The organism is Sphingomonas sp. SP1 (assembly GCF_058313395.1).
Map to the genome: position 1 here is coordinate 1,180,074 of NZ_JBZFLC010000001.1, position 24,034 is coordinate 1,204,107.

The following is a 24,034-nucleotide window of genomic DNA, read 5'->3' on the forward strand; positions in this document are numbered from 1 at the left end:
ATGCGCCTGCAAACAAGGTCACGCGATCGCCTGTCGGCAGCGAACGATTCCGATCCCAGGGAGAACATGGGTGCGGAGGTCATCGATCTTGCAACCCGCAACGTTCTACCGATGGTTTCCCAGCGCAAGCCCCGCTCCGAGGGCTACGGCATGGCTGCGGGTGTAGCCTTCGTGGTTGCCCTGGGGGCGATTACCTTCTGGAGCATGAGCGGAACGCGCACCGAAGAGCAGACGCGGCCCGTTGCACCCGCCGAGGCCCAGCCGTCCGCACGATCTGATGCGGCGCCGCAGCAGGCCCCGGCCGTTCCTCCGCAGGCGATCACTCCCGCACCTTCAGCCGGCGTTGCGCCCGCACCGCCGCCGAGCGCCGTCCTCGCACAGCCGCCGCAAAACCAGGCCGTCACTGCTGCCCGGCCGGATCCTCTGTCATCTCCCACGGTGGTGTTCGACGCCAGCGCCTTGCCCGGGCTCCCCAGCCCTTCGGGAACGCCCGCCGCCGCCGCAACCGGCAACAGCAACGAAGATTTCGCTTCACGCATCGGCGGGGTCGGAGGTTCGAAGGCCACCGCTACTGCGATGGTCGATCCAAAGACCACCGTCACCCAGGGCACCTTGATTCCGGCGGTTCTGGAGACGGCGATCAACACGGACGTTCCGGGTTTTGTGCGGGCGATGGTCAGCTCGGACGTCCGCTCCTTTGATGGGAGCCGCGTGCTTGTTCCAAGATCTTCCCGCCTGATCGGCGAGTACAAAAGCGGCCTGCAAGCGGGTCAGAAGCGGGCTTATGTCGTCTGGACGCGCTTGATCCGGCCCGACGGTGTTTCCGTCAATCTGGCCTCGCCGGCAGTCGGCTACTCCGGCACTGCCGGCCTTGCCGGCAAGGTTAACAGCCACTTCTTCGAACGCTTCGGTTCGGCCATGCTGTTGTCGGTTATCGGGGGTTTGGCCAATCTGGCCGGGAGTGCCACCACTTTCGTCGGCGGCGGTCAATCCGCGGCCTCGACGGCCCTCAATCAAAACGGGCAAATCGGCCCGACGGTTCGCGTCCGGCAAGGAGAGCCGATCCGGGTCTTCACGGCCCGCGACCTCGACTTCTCGCGGGTTGCAACGGAGTGACCGGTGAGATCCTGCCGCTACGGCCCGGCGAGGAGCAGGCCACTCTGCGCAGCGCCTATCTGGATGCATATCTAGCGCCGTTCAGGACGTGGCTTGCGAAAGAAACTGTGACGGAGATCCTGGTCAACAGGCCGGGCGAGCTTTGGATCGAGGATTCGAGCAGTTCCGGGATGCAGCGCATCGATGCGCCTGCGGTGGACGATGTTCTCCTCCATCGCCTCGCCCAGCAGGTGGCGCGGATCAGCCACCAGGGGATCAATCGCGAACATCCGCTGCTTTCCGCGACCTTGCCAAACGGAGCGCGCATTCAGCTCTGCGGACCTCCTTCGACGCGTCAGCACTGGGCCTTGGCCATCCGCCGGCATCGACTGTTAGACCTTCCGCTCGATGCTTATGATCGAGGTCCCATCCGGCCGGTCGAGCAGGCAGAAGAGCCAGACCCCATTGCCGAACCGATTACCTATCTGCGCCATGCGGTGCGGGCCCGGCGCACCATCCTGATCGCGGGTGGCACGTCCACAGGCAAAACGACCTTCCTGAATGCCCTCCTCCGGGAAATCCCGACGGAGGAACGGGTGGTTCTCGTCGAGGATACGGCGGAGCTGCGCCTTCCCGGTCCGAACGGGGTGGGGCTGATCGCCGTGAAGGGGGAGCTTGGCGAAGCAAAGATCGGCGCCGATGATCTGCTGCAGGCCTCGCTCAGGCTTCGGCCCGACCGCATCGTGCTAGGCGAGCTTCGTGGCAAGGAAACGGTCAGCTTCCTCCGCGCCATCAATACGGGTCACCCCGGATCCTTCTCGACCGTCCATGCCAATTCGCCTCGCGGAGCTCTCGAACAAATCGGGTTGATGGCGATGCAAACAGGGATTGGCCTGACCCGTGCTGAAACGCTCGATTATGCCGCGTCGGTGATCGATATCGTGGTCCAGCTCGACCGCCGTAGTGGCCAGCGCGGAATCGCCGCCATAGAGCGGGCCCGGGACCTCGTGCACTAAGCAGGTCGAAAGCGCGACGTCATGAACAAGCCGGCTACAGCAGGTAACGACAAGCGTACGCTAATTGCCGAGGCGCTTCTCGAGGGCGCGCAAATCCCTGAGATCCGTGAACGCCTGATTGCTGCGGGCTGTCAGCCTTCCGTTGCCGATTACGAGCTCCGCCGCGCTGCTGGAGACCCGTTCTTTCGGGCCGCAGACACGCTCCGACGACGTCTCGAGAAGCGCGATTGGCTCCTCAAAATCCACGGTCGACTCGCCGCCACCGGGACTGCAGAGCTTTCGGTCGACCGAGCTCACGCAATCGGGGCTGGAGAGTTCCTCGAGCGGTACTACAGAACCAACCGTCCGGTGATCCTCACCGGCATGGTTGAGCACTGGCCAGCGCGCCAGTTGTGGTCGCTCGATTACCTCGACAGCCGCGTTGGTGATGCCGTCGTCGAGCTGCAGGGCGAACGTGAAAGCGCGGCAGATTACGAGCTTGCGAAAGACCGGCACAGAAGATGTCTGCCGCTGCGATTGGTTACGGAGGCGATCAGGGCCGATGTCCCCAGCAACGACTTCTATGTGACCGCTTATAACAACGCCGCGAACAGGAAGTCGTTGGAGCCGATCTGGGGCGACATCGGTCCGCTCCCCTTTCTTGACAGCACACGTCCTGACCAAAGAATCTTCTGGCTTGGACCCAAGGACACGCTGACCCCGTTCCATCACGATCTCACCAACAACCTGCTTGTGCAATTGATGGGTCGCAAGCGAGTGCTGATGGTGCCGCCGTGGGAAACGGGGCGGATGCAGAACAGAATATATTGTTTCAGCGATCGTGTTCCCGCTCAGTGGGAGCAACGGTCCGAACAGGATTTTCCGACCTTATTGCAATGCATCATCGAGCCGGGCGATGCGATCTTCTTGCCCGTCGGCTGGTGGCACCACGTCGAGGCGCTCGACGCATCGATCAGTGTGAGCTTCACCAACTTCATCGCGGATAACGACTTTCACATTGGTTATCCGATCGACGCACGATTCTAGAGTCGCCAGTCATCGCCGGCTTCCCAATAGGCGGGACCATCAAAGCTGACACTCCGCCAGTTTCGGCATTTCGAGATGGGTCCGACCGTCGGCATGTCCGTCTGGCTTGCACGATCCTGAACCCTGAATGCGTGTCCCGGCCTGACGCACCGACGTCGCGCCACTAAACTTGCTAGCGTCCGTAGGCCGTGTCACTGATGACAACGATGGCGGTATCGACCCTCCTCGACGATGACGCTTCTATCCGCACCTATGCAAGCTTTGGTTACCTTCCGTCGGCTCGAGCGGGCGATCCATTCGCCATCCTTCAGGCTTTCGACGCAAGCTTTGCCGCGAACGACTACGACATCGAAGAGGAAACGGCGGTGCGCGAGGCGCAACGGGTTCTCAGCAAAATGGCCGAGACCGGCGTTGCAGCAAAACCGCGCGCCCAGCATGTGGTACTGTTGAGTGGCGGCCTCGATTCAAGGGCCGTTCTGGGGAGCCTGCTGCAGGGCGTCGACCCCAGCCGCATCACGGCCTGTACCTATGGATACGCCGGCAACGAGGAATTGGAACTCGCCACTCAGGTGGCGCGCGCTGCAGGGGTAAGGCACCAGCGCATTCTGATCCCCGACACGGAATGGAGTACCGAGGAACTCGTCAATTCGGCCCTGGACCGTTCGTTTCCGCCCTCGTTCATCGTTGGAGCGCGCTTCCAGAATTACCGCATCTACAAGGCCTTCGGAGACGACTGCGTATTCTGGGATGGGTTTTTGGGGGATGCGATGTCCGGATCGCACCTCAAGCAGCCGCTGGCTCCGACGGCGTGGGGCGACGCGGTCGACTTTTTCGCCGGCAATGTCGCGAGGTTGAAGCTGGCCCCGCCGGGGTTCGACTATGCTGCGAAGCTTCCCGCCAATCCTTTGCTCGAGGGGGCTGCGCTCGCTTACGATGATCAACTGGATGTCGCGGTTCGTCAGACCTATTACATTGCGAACAGGATTCCCGGCAGCTACAACACGGTGACGCCGTTCGCGCTGGAGCAGAGCTGGCGGTTCTGGCTCGGCCTTCCGCGTCATCTTCGGTACAAACAGGTCGTTTACAAGCAGGCGCTCGGCCGAGCTTTTCCGGGACTGTACGCCATCCCGGCCACCAATGGTCGCGCCGCGATAGCTGCACCGGGTTGGCGCAAGGAACTGACTGCGCTTAGGCGACGCATAAGGTCGCGCTCGGCCCGGTTGGTTGGACGGGAGTCGACGCGCAATTCCAATCCGCATCGGCGGACAGGCAATGAGATGCGCGAGAACAAGCGGCTCCGAACCGTTGTCAGCGAGAACATCGCCGATCTCCATCGCCGCGGCGTCGTGACGTGGCTCGACCCCGCAGCGCTCTGGGCAGAGCATCTTTCCGGCGCGGTCGACCATACGGAACGACTGCGGGTCCTCACCTCGCTGGAGATCTGCTTGAAGATCGAGGAAGCCCAAGGGCGATCCTTCGGTAATTAAGCTGGCAAGGCTGACTGCGAGAGCGACCCTTTACCGCTTGAGCCGGCGACGATCCTTCCACCGCGCAAGTGCATACCACCAGAGCAGCACTGCATGCATCTTCAAGGCGCCGTAAACTCCCCAGCCTGAACGCGTCAGATCCGAGTGGGAAAGCCCGATAATGCCGGGGTGAAAAAGAGATTTCGAGAAATGCGATCCCCAACGCTTTTTCGCTCCCCAAACGGGCCCGTCGAAATGGTCGGAAGCAGCTTCCCCGCGCACCGTATAGTCTTGCTCGAGCGGCGGTAGTTCCTGCCCATATTGTTGAAGAAATTCGAAATCCAGCAGGAGGAGGCCATCCCTCGGATCCGTTATGAGATTGTGACTTGTCATGTCCAAGAGGAACAGGCCGCGCTTCCTTAGTTCGTGAACAAAGTCAATCGTCGAGCGGATTGCAGCTTTGGTAAGTTGGACTTGGGACGTGCCGCGCAACCACCGGCGGACGTGCTCGTGGGTGTCGCGAAAGAATGGTGATAGGATCCAATTGTCGCCATGCTCGAGGAGGCGAGGGACCAGTGCAACGCCGGCCAGTTCTTGGCGTGCCATGATCTCCCGTTCCAGGAATCGCCTGGCTCCCGGGCGAAACAGCTTCGCAACGGTCTGACCGTGGACCGGGTGATCGACGATCACGCTCCGGGCGCGGCGGCCCCTATTCAGTTCCTTGATCTCCGGCCAGGCTGCGGCAAGCTGCTGATCGATGTCGTCGATCTGGGTCTTGAGTTCATCGATCAAAGCCGGATCTTCGAGCGCTTCGAGGCAGTGAAGGCTGTGCCAGCCGTTATCGGATGAATGCAAAGGGTTGAACCGCTCTTCCGTCGGAAGGCGGGCCTGTATCAGGGCTCGAACAGCATATTTAGCCTGCAGTCCTCTGCGGTTGATGGCCTGGCCATCCGGTCCGGTCTCGGTCCCGCGGGTGTAATCATAGGCCATGATAAGGGTTGCGGGATCGCCACCGCTCCGGGGGAATGGCCCTTGACCCCAATTACCGCCGCGGATGGTGCGGCGCACGCGCTCCCGGTCTCGGTCGGCCAAGGGGGCCGTGCGGAGGACTTCCAGCCCGTAACGGTCAATCGTTCGGGTGATGTCCGGAAGGAAATCCACAGCCGCCTGACGGACGACGAAAACAATCAAACCTGCAAGTGCCCCGATGTCCTGACGGGACGCGAGCTGGCGTTCCCGCAGCCATGTGTTGCCGGTTTGAAACCGGTCGAGCGTATCGCATGCTGGAGCCAGGCCTTTTTCCGAAAGATAGCGGTCCAGTCCCTCCAGGGAGAGTTCGACGGCGGCCGTTGCATGCGGCCGCAATTCGGTGAGGGTTTGAAGATAATCATGGTCGGAACGCGCCGGCTGGACGGGCGCTCCAGCGCTGCGTGGCAGGCCGGAGGCGTCGCCTTTGTGATAGACGGCGTGAAAGGCCAACGAGTCAAAATGATCTGCAGGCGATGGCACCTTGTAGCGCCCTTTGAGCAGCACAGCATTTGCAAGAATGCGTGAGGCAAGTTCCGGACAAAAGTAGCCCACGTTCCGGAAGCTCGTCCCCCGAATGCCGCTCTCCGTATAGATATCGACTTTCTGGCAAGTGTCGTCGCGTGGCGACAGGGTGAGTAGTGGCTCCACGCTGGCAAGATCACCGTCCGCGACGAGCAAGTCGATATCTTCGCCTGGTGCGACTTCGGGCAGCGTATCGAACCACCTGAGCACTGCGTAACGAATTCCGGCGGAGGTCAGCTGGCTGAGGAATTGGTCGACCGACACGCCTTTCTGAAGAAAACGCCGCGCGCGCAAACTCCGTCGGCGCGGGCGTCCGACTAGTTTCGCGATCTTGGTCCGGATGCCCCAACCCATCAAATGCCTTCCGCATGGTCTCGTTGGACCCGCTATCCCACGCTAACCTATCCGTTGAATCGTTATTTACTAATTTCCATGCTGCAAATTTATTATGTGCAGCGCTAGGCCGGTTATCCGTAGGTCGAAAGCGCTCTCAGCTGCCCGGCATAGACGGCGGAGCTTGAGGCATGGAGAGTTCGCTCAATGACGTTCACCGTGATTATCGCCACCTACAAGCGGCCGGAAATGCTGCGCCGGACGTTGCGGAGCCTCGAACAAGCCGCTCCACCACAGAGCAAACTTCGAATCATCGTAGTGGAAAATGGCGAGCGGGCAGGGGCTGAGGAGATTTGCGCTTCATCTGCGCTGACGGTTGAGTATCAATTCGTGGAACAGGCTGGTTCCGGCCGTGCCCGGCAGCATGCACTCGATCAGCTCGAAAACGGGTTCGTGCTGTTCCTCGACGATGACGTGAGCATCGCTCCGGACCTTTTTGTCGCGTACGAACGCGCCGTGGCTCAACACGGGTCGCAGGCGTTCTATGGCGGTCCCATCACGACGGAATGCGAACAAGCGCCGCCCCCGTGGCTGATGAAATTTCTTCCTCCTTCCGTAACGGGATGGAATGCCGACCATAGTTGGCCCTGGTTTCTCGGGGCGAACTACGGTGCGTTCGTGGAAGCCATCCAGCGCGTTGGTGGTCTAAGTCTGACCCTTGGTCCAGGGGCAATGCGCGTCGGCACTGCGTCCAATCCGACCGGACTTGAAACCGACCTGGAGATGCGGCTGGCAGCCGCCGGATATCGGCAAGTCTACGTACCCGAAGCGGTGGTATGTCATTATGTCGAAGCCGAGTCCTGCACGCCGGAATGGGCGCTTCATCGCCATTACCGGAACACCATGTCGAGGGCGCTGCGCGGGGAGGGGGCAAGCGGCAGGCTGACCGCCAACGGGGTTCCCGTCCGGTTGTACGCCAGCTTGTTGAAGAACTTCGCCAAATCGTTGGTCGCCAGCGTCGTCGGCAATGCCGAAACCCGTTTCAAGGCCCAGTATCATCTGCACGGCTGCCGTGGCCGGATTACGGGCGCTCGCGAGCGTGCCCGGCAACAGGATGGGGCCTAAGCGCTGCCGGCGCTGTTTGCAAGGTTTCCGGAACAGGTCGGGACAAGCTTCGTTGTCCCGTTCCCAAGCCCGCCGCGTCGCTGTTATGCGCCGCGGCTATTCTGCTTGGCCCAAGAGGTGCGGTGGTAACGGACCCGATCATTCTGCGCGGCAAGTTTCAGCATGCCGAGGGCATTCTTGCTTCGCGGGAAAGCATCGCATTTTTAACCTGCCTTCTGCTTCTTGCGGGCGGCCTGACGGTCATCGATATTCACAATCAGGCCCGCGGCCTTACCCCGCCGAATGGGACGGCGACGAAAAGCCTGCTCAGCGGCCCACCCCCAGCCTTGCCGAGCATGATTTTCAAACCCGTCGCGCCAGAGGAAGCGGTCGCGGTCAACGCCACCATTCCCTTCACGAGCGACCCCATCCAGGCCGCCCGCCCCTTTAAGCTTACGCCAAGGTCGAACGACTATCTGCGGGCGCTCGATTGCCTGACCGCGGCCATCTACTACGAAGCCGCCAATGAGACGCTCGACGGGCAACGCGGGGTCGCGCAGGTGATCCTGAACCGGGTTCGCCATCCTGCCTTTCCGGCGAGCGTCTGCGCCGTCGTCTATCAAGGGTTCACCCGGGACACGGGTTGCCAGTTCACCTTCACCTGCGACGGCGCCCTGACGCGCGCTCCCGCTCGCGAAAAGTGGGCCGCCGCGCGGAAGGTGGCAGAGGCGGCGCTGACCGGGTCGGTTCTGCCGGCCGTGGGAACGGCGACCCATTACCACGCCGACTATGTCGTGCCGTACTGGGCCTATTCGCTGGCCAAAAGCAGCCAGATCGGCCGTCATATCTTCTATCGCTGGGACGGCGCCTGGGGCCGACGCCCCGCATTCACCCAACGCTATGCCGGCGAGCGGTCGGATCCGGCCCAGCTTCGCACTGCCGCGCTGGCGTTGCATGGCAATGGTCGGAACACCCAATTGTCGGAACCGGTCGAGGTCGCGCTGACCGAGGATCCGCGGCTCGATCTGATCAGCGTCGTTCACCTGCTTGCCGATGGCAAGGTCCAGTCTCCTGCCGGGGACGCAATCCGACGGCAAATGAGCGAAGTCGCGAACCATCCCGCCGTTCAACAATATCGGGACTATCTTGCAACGCTGAAGGGCACGCCTGACCCGGTTCTGATCTCCAGGCAACTGGCTGAGCCTAACCCGGGCGAGCAGGTCGCGGCGCTTAATGCCGAACTCGACAAGTTCGCCGCGACCGGCAGCTATGTCAGTTTGCGCGAAGGCAGTCTGCTTCGCGAAGAGCGGACCCGGCTCCAAGGAGAACTGCGGACCCTGTTGGGCCAACTGCAACCCTATGCCGGCATTGAGATCAAGAATGTGAAGTTGCTCGCGATCCCGGCGCTCGGCGAATTCGCCGCTACGACGTCCGGCTGCGCCGCGCCCAACACTCGTCGCGGTCGCGCGCCAACGGACACCGCGTCCCGCTGGTTGGTCGACGCTGCGATCGCCTATGTCGACAAGGCCGGAAACAGCTGCGCAAGTGATGCCGAGCGGCAGGCTGTGGCGGCCATGCTGGTCAGGATCAGAGCGCGCGAAGACGGGCAAAAAGCCGGCGATCGACAGATGGCGGCCGAAGTGAAGGCAGGCGGGAAACTGGTCCCCGGGCTCGCGCGCCTGCTGGAAGAATATGAGGCAAACCGGCACATCTTCGCGACCTTGGAGGAGTTCCGCTCGACCCTATTCGGCTCCGCGACTGCCCGGCGAAGTTAGGGGCCGTCTGCGATCCGCCGTGCAATCCGTTCGGCCGATCGATTGTCAGGAAAGCGGTGAAATTTCCGTCGCAGCTCGGCCCGAAGTGCACGCGCGGGATCCAGACCTCGAAGGGTCAGCTTCAGCTGTTCCAGAAATTCTTCGGCGGTCCGGACTTTTGGACCCGGCGTGTTGGGATCGTAATCCATCATCAGCCCCCGATCGCGGATATAATCATCCAGATCGTGGCAGGAAAAGATCATCGGCCTGTCCAGCAACAGAAAGTCAAAGTAGATCGACGAGTAATCGGTGATCAAAATGTCGACGCCCGGAAGGAGCTCGTTGACATCGGGAACGATGCTCTCGTCCGCCAGCCGGATGCGCGGCGAGCCGATCCGCTCCACCATCGCGTTCGCAGCGCTCCACTCGTAATAATGCGGCCGGACCAGCAGCACGGCATCGTAGCGATCGAGCTGGTCGACCAGCGCCATGGGTTCCAGCCCAGGCACCGGCAGGTAATCCGCCAGCGGTCCCGACTCCCGGTAGGTGGGCGCATAGAGGATGAGCTGCTGCCCTGGCGCGGTGCCGAGACGACTGCGCTCCTTCGAACCGTCCTGAAACAGTCGATCGTTGCGCGGCGTGCCCGTGATCCACATCGCTTCTAGTGGTAAATCATAGGCGCGGGCCCACAGATCGGCCTCGACCTCAGAACAACAGATGACCGCACCCATGCCGCGAGCGGCGCTCGCAACTGTCGGATCGTGATAGGCCTTGGCAAAGCCCATGGTCTTCAGCGGAACCCCGTGATTAAGGTAGATGAAGCGCGGACGGCAGAGATAGGCGAACCAGCCAAGGTCGTAGCGCGAGTGGGAAAAGCCGAGCCATTGCGCGGTGAGCCCCATGCGCAGCGCCTTCCAGGACCAGGCGCGCAGCGCTCGCCCGGGATATCGCTCGTTGATCTGCCGCATGACCTGAGGGGACGAGGTCAGCCACCAAGCGTCCCACCCGGGCCTGTCCGCGAGATATTCGAAGAGGCTGCGCGGATTGCCGTTGTATTTGAGCGCCTTGTCGCTCCCCAGCACCACCCGGCGGGGCTGCTTGGCGACCGCCTGATCGAGCAAGCCCATCACGGTCGTCACGAATTTGCGAAAGATCGCGCCGGGCAGCCACAGCAGGGAGCGGCTGCGTGGGCCGCGAAGATAGCGCCGAGGCTTCATTTCGCCACCTGCTGCGCCATCATGAAATCGCGAATTCGCTCGGACGCGGTCGGCAGATGCAGGTCGCCTCCCCAGAAACGATCTCGCAGCAGCCTGAGGCGAAGAGGAGCGATCGGCGCGAACACGCGCCCGTCGGCGATAAGCCGGCACAGTTCCTCGAAACTGCCGGCACGCTCCCCGGCGGTGGCTTCGTCATAGTCCCACGCGAGATCGCGCTCGACGCGGATATATTCGGCAAGGTCGAAGCTGTAGAGCACCGCGCCCGCCGACCGGGTAGCGATCCAGTCAAAGAAGAGCGACGAATAGTCCGTAACAAGCGCGTCGAAGCGGTCGAGGACAGGGTACAGGTCCATGGCGTCCGGCAGCACGGTGATCGATGCTGGCAGTTCCCGGTTGCTGGCCTCGCCCATCTTCGGGTGGAGCTTGAGGAACAGGCGTGCCTGCTGTTTCGCGAGAGCGTTCGCCAGCTTGCCAAGGTCGGGCAGCGCGGTGGAGAGGAAATCACCGTCGGCGCCTTCGCGCAGCGTCGGGGCGTAGAGGATGGCTCGCTCGCCTGGCCGGGTGGCAACCGGCGAATAGTCCTCGAACGAAAGCGCCAGCTCCTTCAGTGCCGGATCGAGCTGCGGATCGAGGCGCGGATAGCCAAGCGCCGGCGCGCGATCGGACGGCACGTCGAAGCAGCGCGCGAAGAAGCGGTCGGACATTTCGGGAGAGGTCGACAGGATCCAGTCCGGCCGTTGTAGCCGCCGCATCGACCGAAGTCGGCCAACCGCGCCAGCCGTCGCACGGCGAAGCGCGGCGCTGACCCCGACCGACGATCCAAACATCACATTTTTCAACCCGACCCCATGCCAAAGGTTGAAAACCCTTGCACCACCAGTCAGCCCGAAGTGCACGTCGCTGCTGTTGTCATTGACGAACAATACCCCGCCGCGTGCGGCCAACCGCATGCCGGCAGCGCTCTCGCTGCATTCGGCCAGCAGGCCTCGAGCCCGCAATTGCCGAGCAAGATGGGCGTTTGGCGTTAGCCAGATAGGGCGTGGTCGATGACCGTTCTGGCTGAGCCAGAGATAAAGATATTTGCTATTGCCCTCGAACCGGCCGGCCGGCGCGCCGAACAACCACAAGTCCGGATTGCGCGGGAACGTCGCGGCCAGCGGATGCACCACCGCATTCCCGAACAGTGTCGAAACGGACTTGAGAAACTGCATGCTAGGCCCCCGCGCTGGTCGCGGTTCCTGAAGGGCGATCCTCGTTAAAGCGTTCGGCGCAGGCTCGAATGATGTCCGAGGTGCTTACCCCGGGGGTATAGGGCAGCCAGACAAGTTCGGCCCCTGCTTCGGCGAGGAAGCTGTCATCGCAGCGGATCTGGCGCTTGTATGATTCTTCGTCCCAGTCGTCGCCATGGACAATCTTGGTCACCCGGTGCCGAAGCACGGCGTCGCGGATGCTGTAGTCGTTGCTGATTTCCACCGCGTCGACGAAGCGGCACGCTTCGAGCAATTGCCGACGATCGCTCTCGCTCATGATTGGCTGGCGCTTGTAGCTTGCCGTTAGCCTGTCGCCGTTGATGATCACGACCAGCCGCTCGCCCAACGCCCGCGCTCGTTGGAGCAGGCTGACATGTCCGGCATGGAAGAGATCGAACACGCCGACCACCAACACAGTCTCCGTCCGCGATTCGCTCACGCCCCCTCCAACGTCTTCATTGCTCATGCTTGGCCGGCGCCCCAACGGTCAGGCGACAGCTTTGTTCGGCAACGGATCCGCGGACCCTTCGGCAGGGTCCGGGACGGCGAGCTCCGCGATCGCCTCGTCGAGTCGTTTGAGTTCGACAACCAGATGCTCGTCGGAAAAATCGTCGAGGATGGTCCGCCGCTCCGAGCGAACCTTGCGAGCCCGGGCGATCACGTCGGCCGCTCGCGCCCCGTCTGGAAGTAGGTCGACCCAGCGCAACGGTATTTTCATCGCATCCGTGAAGCGCACTACCGCCGGGGTCAACTCGCCGAGCAGGTGCAAGGTAAACAGGCACGCGCTGCCCACTTGCACCCCATGCAACACGTCGGACGTAAGATCCAATTCGTCGAGCGCATGGCTGATCAGGTGTTCGGGACCGCTGCAGGGTCGGCTGGTGCCCGCGATGCTCATGGCAATGCCGGAATAGATCTGGGCGATGATGAGGTTGCGGACAAAATCGGGGTCGCGTACGTCGCAGTCGCGCCAGTGGACCAACGTTTCGGCCGAGTTGCGCGACAAGTGATAGGCGATGTCGTTCATTCGTGGGCCATCGCCACGGGCCACCACATGACGCCAGTCACTTGTCGCGCTGAGGTTGGACAGAAGGTCGCCGCCGGATGCGCGAAGATAGCGCTTAGGCGCAGCCATCACGACGTCGAGATCGACGATGACACCGATCGGCATTGCCGCGGGCAGGCTGTCGAACCGCCCGCGTGATGCTTTCAATACCGAGATGGGGGACATCAGCCCGTCGTTCGAGACGACCGACGGGATTACGAGACAGGCGATTCCATAGAGTTTGGACACCCGCTTCGCGACGTCGATGACGCCACCTCCGCCAAGCGCCACGATCAAGGTGGTGCGCGATGCCGCCAATCGCATCGTGAGGCGCGTGGCCTCCGCTTCCGAATAGTCACGCACCACTTCGACGTCGGCAGTTTCGAACTGCTTCGCGACCGACACTGCCAACCCGTGTGAATGACTCCGTCCGCACAGCACCACGGCCCGCGCAGTGGACAGCCCATGCTCTTCGAGCACGTCCCTCACCTGGTCGAGCGCTCTGCGTTCCACATGGAAGATGGAGGGCAGGGTTGTCTGATTATGGATCACAATTCGGTTATAAACCCCTTCAGCGGCCGAAAACTTTTAATCCGGATTTATACAATCCGTGGTAAACAGGTTCATAAGCCCGCAGATTGATCGTGCCTTTCGGCGAGCCGAGTGAATAAGAGACACAAGGTCGATCTGCGTTTAACATGAGTTAATCTGCATTGTAACATTGTTGTTAAAAATCTGGACCGGAGGCGGAACATTCGTCACACTGCAACCTTAAGGCTTGTTCGAAAGCTGGGCTCCTGCGGTTCGGCCAACGTCCCACTGCGTTGATGGAGGGGTTCATGTACCGGGGTTTGATTGCCATCGGAATGATGGTTGTTCTGGCAGGGTGCGCCACCGGGGCAAGCCTGTCCGGAGCGAATATTCCTTCGGGGGCTGCGGCGTACACTGCGCTGCCACAAGCCCCGAATACCGGCGAGTATCGCATCGCCCCCTTTGACACTTTGTCAGTCAACGTGTTCCAGGAGCCGGACCTGTCCACTCCGGCCAACGCGCCGCTGCAGGTCGACGCCCGCGGCAACATCAACATGCCGTTGGTGGGCGCCATTCCGGCTGCCGGAAAAACCACCACTGAGCTAAGCTCGGCGATCGCGGCCTCGCTTGCCGGCCGTTATCTGCGCAGTCCGCAGGTGTCCGTAGCAATCGCCAGCTCCGCGCCGGAGAAGATCACGGTGCAGGGCCAGGTCAACCAGGCTGGTGTGTTCGATATTCGCGGGGCGACCAGCCTGCTGCAGGCCATTTCGCTTGCGCGGGGCGAAACCAAGCTCGCCGCGACGAACGAGGTTGCGGTATTCCGAACCATCAACGGACAGCGCATGGGGGCCTTGTTCGACGTCGACCAGATCCGGCGCGGCGCAGCGCCCGATCCCGCGCTCGCCCCGGGCGACGTCGTGATCGTTGGTCACTCGCGCAGCAAGGAAGCCTGGCAGAACGTGCTGGCGGTGAACCCGTTGAACGGCGTGTTCCGGATCCTGACCGGTATTCCGTGAGGACGCAGGCGTGAACGTCGGGGGAAACCTTGTTCCGGTGAACGGTGGGCGGGAGATTTCTCCCGACGCTGGTTTTGCCCCTGTTCCGCCATTCCGTGACGAGGTCGAGAAGCGGAGCGGCTTTTGGGAGGCGCTCCATCGGGCCCGCTGGATCATCCTCGCATTGACCCTGCTCGGCGTCGCGGCTGGTGCGCTATACGCCTATCTTTCGCCGCCGGTATATCGAGCGGAAGCTGCGCTTCAATTTGGCGGAAGTGGGGACGCCGAAGGCGCGCGGACGCAAGCTGCAAGTCAGGTGCGGGTGCTGGAAAGCCGCGCACTGGCGGAAAAGGTCGCCGATGCGGGCGGACTTGCGCGAAACCCGGCCGTTGCCCGTGCATTCGGCTTAACTGCAACCGGGTCCGGGATCGGAAAGGATGCCCTGGTCGACCGGCTTCACAGTGCAGTCGATGCCGATGTTCCGGCAGACTCGGCCGTGGTCACCTTCGGCCTCGCCAGCCGTGATCCGGCGGTTTCCGCCACTCTCGCGAACCAATATCTCGACGTTTACCAGCAATCGGAACTTCAGCAGCAGCAGGAAAGCGCGGACCGCACACGCCGCTTCCTGGGCGAGCGGCTGGCGCAGACCCGAACGGAATTGGCGAGCGCGGAGCGGGCGCTGGTCGATTACACCCGTGCGGCCGGACTGATCGATCCCAGCGCAGGCACTTCCTCGGTGACCGGTGGGTCGGCGCCGCATTCGCTCAATAGCGAAAAACTTGGCCAGATGACGGAGGCCTACACCCGCGCCAGGGCCGAGCGTATCGCCGCCGAGCAGCGGTGGCAGGAGGCGCAGCGCACCCCCGTGTCGAGCCTGCCCGAAGTGCTTGGCAACCCGGCGGTGCAGCAGCTGACCCAGAAGTCCGCGGAAGCACAGGCGGTCCTGGAACAACAGCGTCAACGCCGGCTTGAAACCCACCCGGAGGTCCAGGGCGCCGTGGCCCAGATCGCCGAGATCAATCGGCAGGTCGAAGCGGTCGGCACCAACGTCAAGCGCTCCATCCGCGAGCGTTATCAAGTCGCCCTTCGGCAGGAACAGGACATGGCTGGCGCGGTCAGCCGACTGCAGAGCCAGACCTTGTCGGACCAGGGCAAAGGCCTTGCCTACAATCGGCTTAAGCGGGAAGCGGACAGCAAGCGCCAGCTGCACGATACGCTGCTGGCCCAGCTCAATCAGGCCGCGGTGCAATCGGGACAGATCTCCGGTTTCGGCCAGGTCATCGACCCTGCCACTCCTCCCACCGAGCCGACTTCACCCAAGCCGATCCTGGCGAGCCTCATTGGCGGGCTGATCGGGCTGGCGCTTGGTTTGCTTTACCTGCTGGTGAGCTGGCTGCGCGACGACGCGCTTTATTCGCCAGATAGCCTGGCACGCGAGCTGAACCTGAAGGTGCTGGGTGTATTGCCCAAGACCCGCAGTCCCGCCGAAGCCCTGCTCGACCCCCGTTCGCAGCTGTCGGAAGCGCATTACGCACTGCGCGGTTCGCTGGAGGCATCCGCACCCCGCAACACGCCGCACGTGTTGCTGTTCACCAGCAGTGGTCCCGGCGAGGGCAAATCGACCGCTGCCTGGGGCACGGCGCGCGACTTCGCCCTGAGCGGGCGGCGCACGATCATCGTCGACGGCGACATGCGCAAGCCCTCGCTCCACAACTATGTCGACGTCTCATCGCCATTGGGACTGTCGACCCTGCTGGCGGACATGTCCACGGTGGAAGCCTCCATCCTGCGGACCTCGACGCCCGACCTCGATATCATGCCGGCCGGACCCGCGCCGGCCAGCCCCGCCTCGCTGCTGAGCGGCAAGGAGTTCAAGGCGCTGCTGAAGCGGCTGGCGAGGGACTATGAAGTGGTGATCATCGATGCGCCGCCTGTGCTGGGCCTGGCCGATGCACCGCGCATGGCCGCCGCGGCCGGCCGCACCATCTTCGTGGTCGAATCAGCGCGAACGCGGATGAATGAGGTGCGTGGAGCGTTGCGGCGACTGGCCGACGGCCGCGCCCGCTTTGCCGGCGTGCTGCTGACCAAGTTCGACCCGTCCCGGTCTGCGTCCGCCAACCTTTACGTCTATGACTATGGCGATCGCCCGACCCGGCTGATCCCCGCGTTCGGAGCGCAAGGGTGACCGGGGCTTGTCGCGCGACCATCTTGCTGCTGGTGGCGATTGGAGTCACGGCAGCGGCAAATCCGCAGGCCCCGGCGATCAACCTCAAGGGCGAGGTCCGGAATCGGGTCATTGGTCCGCTGAATCTCAGCGGCGCCTTTCGGGCCATCGAAAGCAACCCCAAGGTCCGGGTGCGCAACCTCACCATTCGGGGAATCACCGCGACCGAATTGCAGCGCGACGGAATTAGGATTCGCGGAGACGCAGCTGGCGTGCAAATCCGCGACTTCCGCCTGGCGATGCGCGCACAGCCGCAAGCGGGCCGCAACCTGCCGATCGGTATCGCCGTGCAGACGGGTCGCGACATTCTGATCGAGAACGGGACCGCCACAGGCTTCCGCATGGTTGAGCAGATCGGGAAATACACCAACGGCGATGGCGTCGCTTCGGAACGGCCCGTCGACGGGCTGACCATCAATCGGGTGCGGGCTTCCGATAACAGCGATGGTGGCTTCGATCTTAAAAGCAGTCGAACGTCGCTCGACGGGCTGACGGCCGAGCGCAACGGACGCAACTATCGCTTCTGGCGCACCGTGCGGGCCGGCACTTTGACCAGTGCCGACCCACGCAATGCGCACGTATGGCTGGCCCGCGGAGCCGAGGTGCGAATCGCGCGCTTCGTTGCAACATCTCGCGGACGAGCGCCGCTGATCCGGATCGATGGGCCGGCTACCATCGTCATCGATCGCTGCGACCTGCGCCTGCCCCCCGGGACGCCGCTAATCGCTGGCGACAGAAGCGGCTCGCGCATCAGCCTGGGCGCGGGCTGTCGGACCTGACGATATGACCTTTCCGAATCTTTCAGCCTTCCAGTTACCCGCCTGTCGCCAGGGCCAAGGAGCGTTTGCATGACCCAGTTCACCCTTGTTCGCGAGCAGGAAGCGGAAGGCGAAAACGGGCTGCTCAACCCTCGCAACATCATCCAGATGCTGCGCCGCCGCGCCATTCCGCTGATGCTGACCGTCAGTGGCGTACTGTTCTTGGTGGCGATGGCTTATGTCCTGACCCCGCGCAGCTATGAAGCGATCGGGACCGTCGCGCTGGACCGCCGGCTGGATGAATTGGTTGCTACCACCCGCAACGATCAGAAGCCGCTCACCACCGACTCCTCTTCGGTCGACACCGAAGTGCAGGTGATCCGCTCGCCTGCCGTGGCGGCAGCGGTGGTGGACGGGCTTAACCTCACCAACATGCCTGGCTTCGGCAAGCCGCAGGGCGCCGCGCCGGAGGTGCCGGGATCGCGGGATAGCGCCATTCGTGCGGTGCAGGGCGGGCTTGAGGCTAGCCGAGCAGGCGAATCTTACGCCATCGCCGTTAAATATGATGCAAACGACCCGATCCTCGCCGCTCGTGTGGTGAACGCAGCGATCAACGCCTACACCGGCGGTCAGCGGTCCAGCGAAGCCGAACGGCTATCGCAGGAGATCGGCATGCTGCGCGACCGGATCGGCCTGGTGCGCGGCGACCTGCTGCGGACGGAACGGGCGGTGGCGGCCTATCGCGGGCGCACGGGCTTAATCGATCTCGCCGCCAACAGCGACGCTGCCAACCAGACGATGCAGGACCTGAACGCGCAGCTGGCGCAGGCGCAGGCCGAAGCCGCGGCGGCTCGGGCAAAGGCCGGCAGCCGGGCGTCGCTCGCCAACGTCACGTCTTCCCCGGCCATCAATTCATTGCGCGAAGAGCAGGCGAAGCTGTCGGCGCGTCAGGCCGAGCTGCGCGAGCGTTATGCAGACGGCTATCCGGCGCTGGTTGCGGTGAACGAGCAACTCGCGTCGATCAATCAGGCGCTGGCGGCGGAGCAGTCGCGGGTGCAGCAGGGCGTCGCGGCCGAAGCGGGCGTCGCCTCAAATCGCGCTGCTTCCTTGCGCAGCTCCGTCAACCGTCAACAAGGCGACCTCATGCGGGCCAACAGCGCGTCCGTTCAGCTGGGGGAACTGCAGCGCAACGCCGAGGCGGCGCGCACGCTTTATGCCTCGTTGCTCGATCAGTATCGCCAGAAGCTGGCCGCTCAGGGCACGGAGCGCAGCAAGGCCTATGTGGTTGCCTATGCGGCGCCTCCGGCCACCCCGTCATCGCCGAATTCGACTGCTTACCTGCTCGGCGGCGTGCTGATGGCGCTGCTCGCGGGCGGGTTGGTTGTCAGCACGCTGGAGAATTTCGAAGGTGGATTGCTGAATCAGGCGCAGGCTGAGAAGGAACTTGGCCTTCCCTTGCTGGCCGCGATCCCCGACGTCGAGACCGTCAAGGACGCGCCGCTGAAGGATCCCACGCCCGGATCGATTGCCGATCATCTGGTCGAGCATCCGACCGGACTGTTCGCCGAATCGCTGCGCACGATCCGCACCAGCCTGAGGCTCGGTCAGGACAAGCAGGCGGGCAAGGTGCTGGCCATCACGTCGGCCGTTCCCGACGAGGGCAAGACTGCGACGTCAATCTGCCTGGCGCGATCCTGCGCCATGGCCGGCAGCCGGGTGCTCATCATTGACGCCGACCTTCGGCATCACAGCTGCACCGACTATCTTGCGCCTGGCGCGACCGCCGGGGTTTACGAGGTACTGGAGGGCCGGGCACGTCTGGCGGACGCAATCGTCCGCGATCACGTCACCGGGGTCGAGGTGCTGGCTGCCAGCGTCTCCCCGCAGCCCGCAGTCGACGTCCTGACATCGCCGGGAATGCAGGCCCTGCTTCGCCAGGTGCGCGACCAGTATGATCTCGTCATCCTCGAAACGCCGCCGGTCCTGCCCGTCGCCGAGAGCCGGGCGCTTTCGGCGATGGCGGATGGGGTGATCCTGCTGGTCCGCTGGCGCCGCACGCCGGTCGAGGTGGCGAGGAAGGCGATCAAGCTTCTCAACCGGGCCGAAGCCAAGATTGTCGGTTCGGTCCTGACGCGGGTCTCCTTGAGCTGGAGCTCCATGGGTAGCCTTGGCGACGACGTTTATTACTATCAAAGCTACGGAACGAAGGCGGCCTAGCGAATTGCTGAAGCTTGCGGAAACGTCCGCCGGCCGGCCCCAGCCTGCCGGACCAGAGTCGTCCCTTGCGAACGACGAGGTCGTCGCGTCCGCGAAACGGCCTCGCCTGCTGTTCGTCATCAACTCGCTGGCGGGCGGCGGGGCGGAACGAGTCTTCACGACCGTCCTGCGAAGTTCGCCTCGGCAGTTGCAGGCCTATGATGTCCACGTCGCCCTGATTGATCGCGAGCCATCAGCCTACCAGTTGCCGGCCGAGATTGTGCTGCACAGGCTCGACGGTCGCGGCTCGCTCGTCCGCAGCACCACGCAATTGGCGGGGCTCGCGCGTGAACTGCAGCCCGACATGATCATAAGCTTCCTGACCCGAGCAAACGTCGCGGCATCCGTAGCGGGGCGGGCGGTAGGTTGCCCGGTAGTCATCAGTGAGCGGAACGACACGACCGCGCAGCTTGGCCATGGCCGCTTCCCCTGGCTGGCGCGAAGCGTCGTGCGACTTGGCTATCGTCGCGCCGACCGAATCATCGCCGTATCGGCGGGCATCCGCGACGCCCTTCGTGTCGAGTATGGAATTGATCCGAGCCGGATCGATGTCGTTAATAATCCGGTCGATCTCGAAGCCGTCAGAACGGAGGGTCGCAAGGCGCCGGCCGTTCCGGTAACCGACGACGACATCGTGATGATGGCGCGCCTCGAGCCCCAGAAAAATCTGCCGACGGCGATTCTGGCCTTCGCCCGCAGTGGCCGGCCTGGGCGGCTGTTGATCCTGGGCGAGGGCTCGGAACGGGCGGGACTTCGCGCTCTTGGCAACAGGCTGGGACTAGGCGATCGTCTTGTCCTGCCCGGCTACGTCGTGAACCCCTTCGCGGTGCTCGCCCGGAGCAAAGCTTTTTTATTGTCTTCCCGCCACGAGGGCTTTTGCAATTCGCTGCTCGAAGCCATGGCGTTGGGAGTCCCGGTGGTCGCAAGCGATTGCCGCTTCAGCCCGGCGGAAATCCTGCAGGTCACCAGTGCCCCGACTGCCGGCATGGTCGAGGTCGGCGAAGGCGGTTTGCTGGTGGCGGTGGACGACGTCGAGGCGATGGCGACGGCATTGCGAATGCTCGACGAGCCACTCCTTTACGAAAGGCTACGCCAATCAGGCCGCCAGCGCGTGACGGACTTTTCCGTCGCGCGGCAGGTTCAGAGCTACTGGCTGATTGTGTCGCAGACTCTTGATGCCAGGTCGGGAGGTCGTCCGTGAACGCCTTCGAAGCACCCGGATTGCCGATGTCGGCGCAGCTGCCCGCGAGCGGGTTGCTCATGCTGACACTGTTCGTGGCGCTGCGCATCGCGCCGTCCACCAGCGCGCGTTACGTGGTATTTGCCTGCTGGCTGCGCTTCATGCTGTCGTCCTTCCACGAAGTGACGTTCCAGCAGGTTGCCGGGTCTTTGTCGCTGACCGCGCTCGGTTCGGCGAGCCTGTTCCTGCTTGGCGCGGTGCTTTTACCGAAAGCCCTTTTGCTGCGGCGTACCCCGCCGGTGCTTTATGCCGTGGTCGGCGCGATTTTTCTCAGTGCTCTGGCCAACGGCGCGCTGATGGCGGCATTCGAACCGATAACCAAATACGGACTGTTCCTAATGATCGCGCTGCATGCCATGCGAGCGCTCGAGGGCGGGGAGGAACGTCGTTTCATCGGTGCCCTGATCCTTAGCTTTGCACCGCTGCTCTTGCTGCAGGCGTTGTCGTTCCTGTTCGATGTGCCCAAGTCCACCGAGGGTTCGGGCGGCGCCTCCTACATTGGCGGCTATTACCATGAAGCGGCCTTCTCGATCGGAGTGGTTGCCCTCCTGGTCGCGGTCGCACTCGATCGAACGCTGCCCGCGCTAGTCAAACTGATTTTGTTTGCGACGGGGATCGCGAGCATCCTGCTCGCCAATTACCGGACCGCGATCCTGGCGACATTTCCGCTGCTGCTCTATTTCCTCCTCTACGCCGCCTCGCGTCCCGTGGCGCCACGCCTGCGTGGCACCATCAGCGCGCTGATCGGGCTGCTGCTCGTCGCGGGCGCCAGCGTCGCGCTCATCAGCTTCGAACGTTTTCAGGATCTGCGCACAGTGGTGGAAAGCGGCGCCGGCATCATCAAGGATCCAGCAGACATTACCCGGGATGACCGCCAGCTGCTGTCCGGTCGGACGCAAATCTGGAGCGAATATATCGACGGGTGGAAGCAGGGGGGAGAACTGCAGAAACTCGTCGGCCATGGACCGGAAAGCTGGCAGGGGACCTTCCTCACCTACGCCCACAACAGTTTCGTAAGCTATCTCTACGAATATGGCATCGTCGGCCTGTTGACGCTCATTGCGCTATTCGCCGTCGGTCTGTTCGCCGCATTGCGCGCCAGGGCGCACCGCTGGAAGCTTGTCGCCGCGCACTTGAGCTTCCTGGTTTTGAATTTGGCGACAATGCCGTTGTGGTTGATCGAGGGGAACATCGTGTTCGGGCTGTTGTGGGGCTATACCCTGTTCTTCCAAACGGAACGGAAGTTCGGGCTCGTCCGCTTCAACGAGCGGCCGGCGCTCCATCCGGTCAAAGTATGAGACAGCGACCTTTGAAATCTGTGATCGACAGCGAAGCCGAGATCCTCGAGGCGGTGCGCCGGGAAGCGGGTGAAGGTGCGCCGCTCACCGAGGCGGGTCTGAAGTCTGCTGCGCGGTGGCTTGTGATCGATTTCCTGCCCAAGCGGCGCCGCTTCCAGGCGCTCGGCCTACTAGCGCTGATGCTGCTCGGAGGCTTGGCTGAGGTTTTCACTCTTGCGGCGGTGTTCCCGTTGCTGTCGTTCATGGCCGACCCAGCCAGCCTGCAAAACTCCCGAGCAGGACTCGAGATTGCACGGCTGGGGATCGATCCGGCAGCGTTGACCCTGCCGATCTTGGCCGGTCTGTTCTGCCTGGTCGCACTGGTCGCCGCGGTGATCCGGATCGTACTCGCCTGGTCGACGCAGGGCTTTGCCTTCCGCCTGACCTACGATCTAGGCGTCGGGCTCTACGACCGGATGCTGCACCAGCCCTATCCATTCCATGCACAGCTCAACAGCAGCAAGATCATCTCGGCCGTCAACAACGTCCAGCGCCTGCTGTCGGGCATGCTGTTGCCCTTTATGCAGGGCCTGTCCGCTGCAACCTTGTCGATCTTCATCCTGGGCGGTCTGCTGCTGCTGAACCCGACCGTCGCACTGGCTGCCCTTTTCGGGTTTGGTAGTATCTATCTGGTGGTGTCAGTCATCACTCGGGCCCGTCTGCGGCGGAATGCCGATTCGATCGGCGTCATGCGGCGAGAGCGGATCCAGGCGGTGCAGGAAGGCCTCGGCGGCATCCGCGACGTGCTGATCGACAATTCGCAGAAGGTCTACAAGCGCAAGTTTGCGCGGCTGGATAACGGACTGCGCAAGGCAGAGGCGGCCAACGCGCTGATCGCGGTGACACCACGGTTCATCGTCGAAGCCTTGGGCATGGTGTTCATCGTGGGCATCGCCGTGGTGCTCAATTCGGTCAACGGAACGCTTGCGGGGTCGCTGCCGATCCTCGCCGTTCTGGCGCTTGGTGCGCAACGGCTGCTGCCGCTGCTGCAGCAGATGTACAACGCCTGGGCCAACATTCTTGGCAACCAGGCCATGTTCATCAGCATCGTTGAATTGCTGCAGCGGCCGATCCCGCCCCGTTTCGCAGGTAAGATCGCGCCCCTTCCGCTCAATTCAAGCCTGACGTTGGAAGACATTTCCTATCGTTATGGTGCCGACGGCCCGTTCGTTGTCCGCGATGTCAGCCTCACCATTCCGCGCGGTTCTTGGGTCGGAATCGTGGGGAAAAGCGGCAGTGGCAAAAGCACGCTGATGGACATCGTCATGGGCCTCCTGTCGCCGACATCGGGTCGCATCCTGATCGACGGCCAACCGCTGGACGAACGCAATGTGCGCGGCTGGCAAAAGCAGATCGCCCATGTCTCGCAGGCAATCTTTCTCGCCGACACATCCATCCGCGAGAACATCGCATTCGGTGTTCCACTTAAGGACGTGGACGATGCAAGAGTGTGGCGGGCGTGCGAGCAGGCCGAGTTGAAGGAACTGATCGAAGGCCTTCCTCAGGGACTCGACACGCAAATCGGTGAGCGTGGCGTGCGTCTGTCGGGCGGACAGCGACAGCGGCTGGGCATCGCCCGGGCGTTGTACAAGCAGGCATCGGTCCTGGTGCTCGACGAGGCGACAAGCGCGCTCGACGATGAAACCGAAGCCGGGATCATGCGGTCGCTGCATCGCCTGGGACGCGACTACACCGTGTTGATGATCGCCCACCGTGTCACGACGCTACGTGGCTGCGATATCGTCTATCGTATGAAGCAGGGCCGCATCACGGAGCAGGGCAGTTACGCCCAGGTGATCCGCGCGGTGGAGCCATTGCTCGCCGCCGAACGCTAAG

18 protein-coding genes are annotated in these 24,034 nt (G+C 63.0%); 13 read left to right on the top strand and 5 right to left on the bottom strand.

The genetic code is table 11. The features are described 5' to 3' along the window. From AC4GYS_RS05995 to AC4GYS_RS06010, 4 genes are all read left to right on the top strand, one after another. Positions 1-1,116: a TrbI/VirB10 family protein gene (locus AC4GYS_RS05995; RefSeq protein ID WP_491108177.1), complete on the top strand. Its 1,116-nt coding sequence runs from the start codon at positions 1-3 to the stop codon at positions 1,114-1,116. After that, positions 1,113-2,111, top strand: a complete 999-nt coding sequence (virB11, locus tag AC4GYS_RS06000; RefSeq protein WP_491108178.1) for a P-type DNA transfer ATPase VirB11 — start codon at positions 1,113-1,115, stop codon at positions 2,109-2,111. The genes AC4GYS_RS05995 and virB11 overlap by 4 nt, the downstream gene beginning before the upstream one ends. 21 nt (positions 2,112-2,132) lie before the next feature. Next, entirely contained in the window at positions 2,133-3,137 is a 1,005-nt protein-coding gene (locus tag AC4GYS_RS06005) for a cupin-like domain-containing protein (RefSeq protein WP_491108179.1), read from the top strand. A 206-nt stretch (positions 3,138-3,343) separates the two neighbouring features. Then, positions 3,344-4,624 (top strand): asparagine synthase-related protein, encoded by a 1,281-nt coding sequence (locus AC4GYS_RS06010; RefSeq protein ID WP_491108180.1) that lies wholly within the window; start codon positions 3,344-3,346, stop codon positions 4,622-4,624. Positions 4,625-4,654: 30 nt separating this feature from the next. Here AC4GYS_RS06010 and AC4GYS_RS06015 read toward each other — a convergent pair whose 3' ends face one another. Next, positions 4,655-6,508: a hypothetical protein gene (locus AC4GYS_RS06015; protein WP_491108181.1), complete on the bottom strand. Its 1,854-nt coding sequence runs from the start codon at positions 6,506-6,508 to the stop codon at positions 4,655-4,657. Between the two features lie 186 nt (positions 6,509-6,694). Between AC4GYS_RS06015 and AC4GYS_RS06020 the strand changes: the two genes are divergently transcribed. Continuing rightward, complete coding sequence (locus AC4GYS_RS06020) at positions 6,695-7,612, top strand: glycosyltransferase family 2 protein (protein ID WP_491108182.1); 918 nt, start codon at positions 6,695-6,697, stop codon at positions 7,610-7,612. A 122-nt stretch (positions 7,613-7,734) separates the two neighbouring features. After that, positions 7,735-9,366, top strand: a complete 1,632-nt coding sequence (locus tag AC4GYS_RS06025; protein WP_491108183.1) for a cell wall hydrolase — start codon at positions 7,735-7,737, stop codon at positions 9,364-9,366. On the opposite strand, the gene AC4GYS_RS06030 is transcribed toward AC4GYS_RS06025, so the two are convergent. Genes AC4GYS_RS06030 through AC4GYS_RS06045 form a run of 4 tightly spaced genes read right to left on the bottom strand, consistent with a single transcriptional unit; the run spans position 9,363 to position 13,409 of the window. Then, positions 9,363-10,562 carry a CDP-glycerol glycerophosphotransferase family protein gene (locus AC4GYS_RS06030; RefSeq protein ID WP_491108184.1) on the bottom strand — a complete coding sequence of 400 codons (1,200 nt, stop codon included), beginning with the start codon at positions 10,560-10,562 and terminating at the stop codon, positions 9,363-9,365. The two genes, AC4GYS_RS06025 and AC4GYS_RS06030, sit on opposite strands and share 4 nt — an antisense overlap. Continuing rightward, on the bottom strand, positions 10,559-11,773 hold the full coding sequence (locus tag AC4GYS_RS06035; RefSeq protein WP_491108185.1) for a CDP-glycerol glycerophosphotransferase family protein: 1,215 nt from the start codon (positions 11,771-11,773) through the stop codon (positions 10,559-10,561). The genes AC4GYS_RS06030 and AC4GYS_RS06035 overlap by 4 nt, the downstream gene beginning before the upstream one ends. A 1-nt stretch (position 11,774) precedes the next feature. Then, positions 11,775-12,251 carry an FAD synthase family protein gene (locus AC4GYS_RS06040; RefSeq protein ID WP_491108186.1) on the bottom strand — a complete coding sequence of 159 codons (477 nt, stop codon included), beginning with the start codon at positions 12,249-12,251 and terminating at the stop codon, positions 11,775-11,777. A 48-nt stretch (positions 12,252-12,299) separates the two neighbouring features. Continuing rightward, positions 12,300-13,409: an iron-containing alcohol dehydrogenase gene (locus AC4GYS_RS06045; RefSeq protein WP_491108187.1), complete on the bottom strand. Its 1,110-nt coding sequence runs from the start codon at positions 13,407-13,409 to the stop codon at positions 12,300-12,302. A 287-nt stretch (positions 13,410-13,696) separates the two neighbouring features. On the opposite strand from AC4GYS_RS06045, the gene AC4GYS_RS06050 reads away from it, so the two are divergent. From AC4GYS_RS06050 to AC4GYS_RS06080, 7 genes are all read left to right on the top strand, one after another. Further along, positions 13,697-14,404, top strand: coding sequence for a polysaccharide biosynthesis/export family protein (locus AC4GYS_RS06050; protein ID WP_491108188.1), 708 nt, complete (start codon positions 13,697-13,699; stop codon positions 14,402-14,404). 10 nt (positions 14,405-14,414) lie between these two features. Next, a complete protein-coding gene (locus tag AC4GYS_RS06055; RefSeq protein ID WP_491108189.1) occupies positions 14,415-16,568 on the top strand; it encodes a GumC family protein in 2,154 nt (717 codons plus the stop codon). Continuing rightward, positions 16,565-17,386 (top strand): hypothetical protein, encoded by an 822-nt coding sequence (locus AC4GYS_RS06060; protein WP_491108190.1) that lies wholly within the window; start codon positions 16,565-16,567, stop codon positions 17,384-17,386. Before AC4GYS_RS06055 ends, AC4GYS_RS06060 begins: the two co-directional genes overlap by 4 nt. 69 nt (positions 17,387-17,455) lie before the next feature. Further along, entirely contained in the window at positions 17,456-19,582 is a 2,127-nt protein-coding gene (locus tag AC4GYS_RS06065) for a GumC family protein (RefSeq protein WP_491108191.1), read from the top strand. 4 nt (positions 19,583-19,586) lie between these two features. Beyond that, positions 19,587-20,822, top strand: a complete 1,236-nt coding sequence (locus AC4GYS_RS06070; RefSeq protein WP_491108192.1) for a glycosyltransferase — start codon at positions 19,587-19,589, stop codon at positions 20,820-20,822. Further along, on the top strand, positions 20,819-22,159 hold the full coding sequence (locus AC4GYS_RS06075) for an O-antigen ligase family protein (RefSeq protein ID WP_491108193.1): 1,341 nt from the start codon (positions 20,819-20,821) through the stop codon (positions 22,157-22,159). Before AC4GYS_RS06070 ends, AC4GYS_RS06075 begins: the two co-directional genes overlap by 4 nt. Beyond that, positions 22,156-24,033, top strand: a complete 1,878-nt coding sequence (locus AC4GYS_RS06080) for an ABC transporter ATP-binding protein (protein WP_491108194.1) — start codon at positions 22,156-22,158, stop codon at positions 24,031-24,033. Before AC4GYS_RS06075 ends, AC4GYS_RS06080 begins: the two co-directional genes overlap by 4 nt. The last annotated feature ends 1 nt before the right edge of the window (position 24,034 follow it).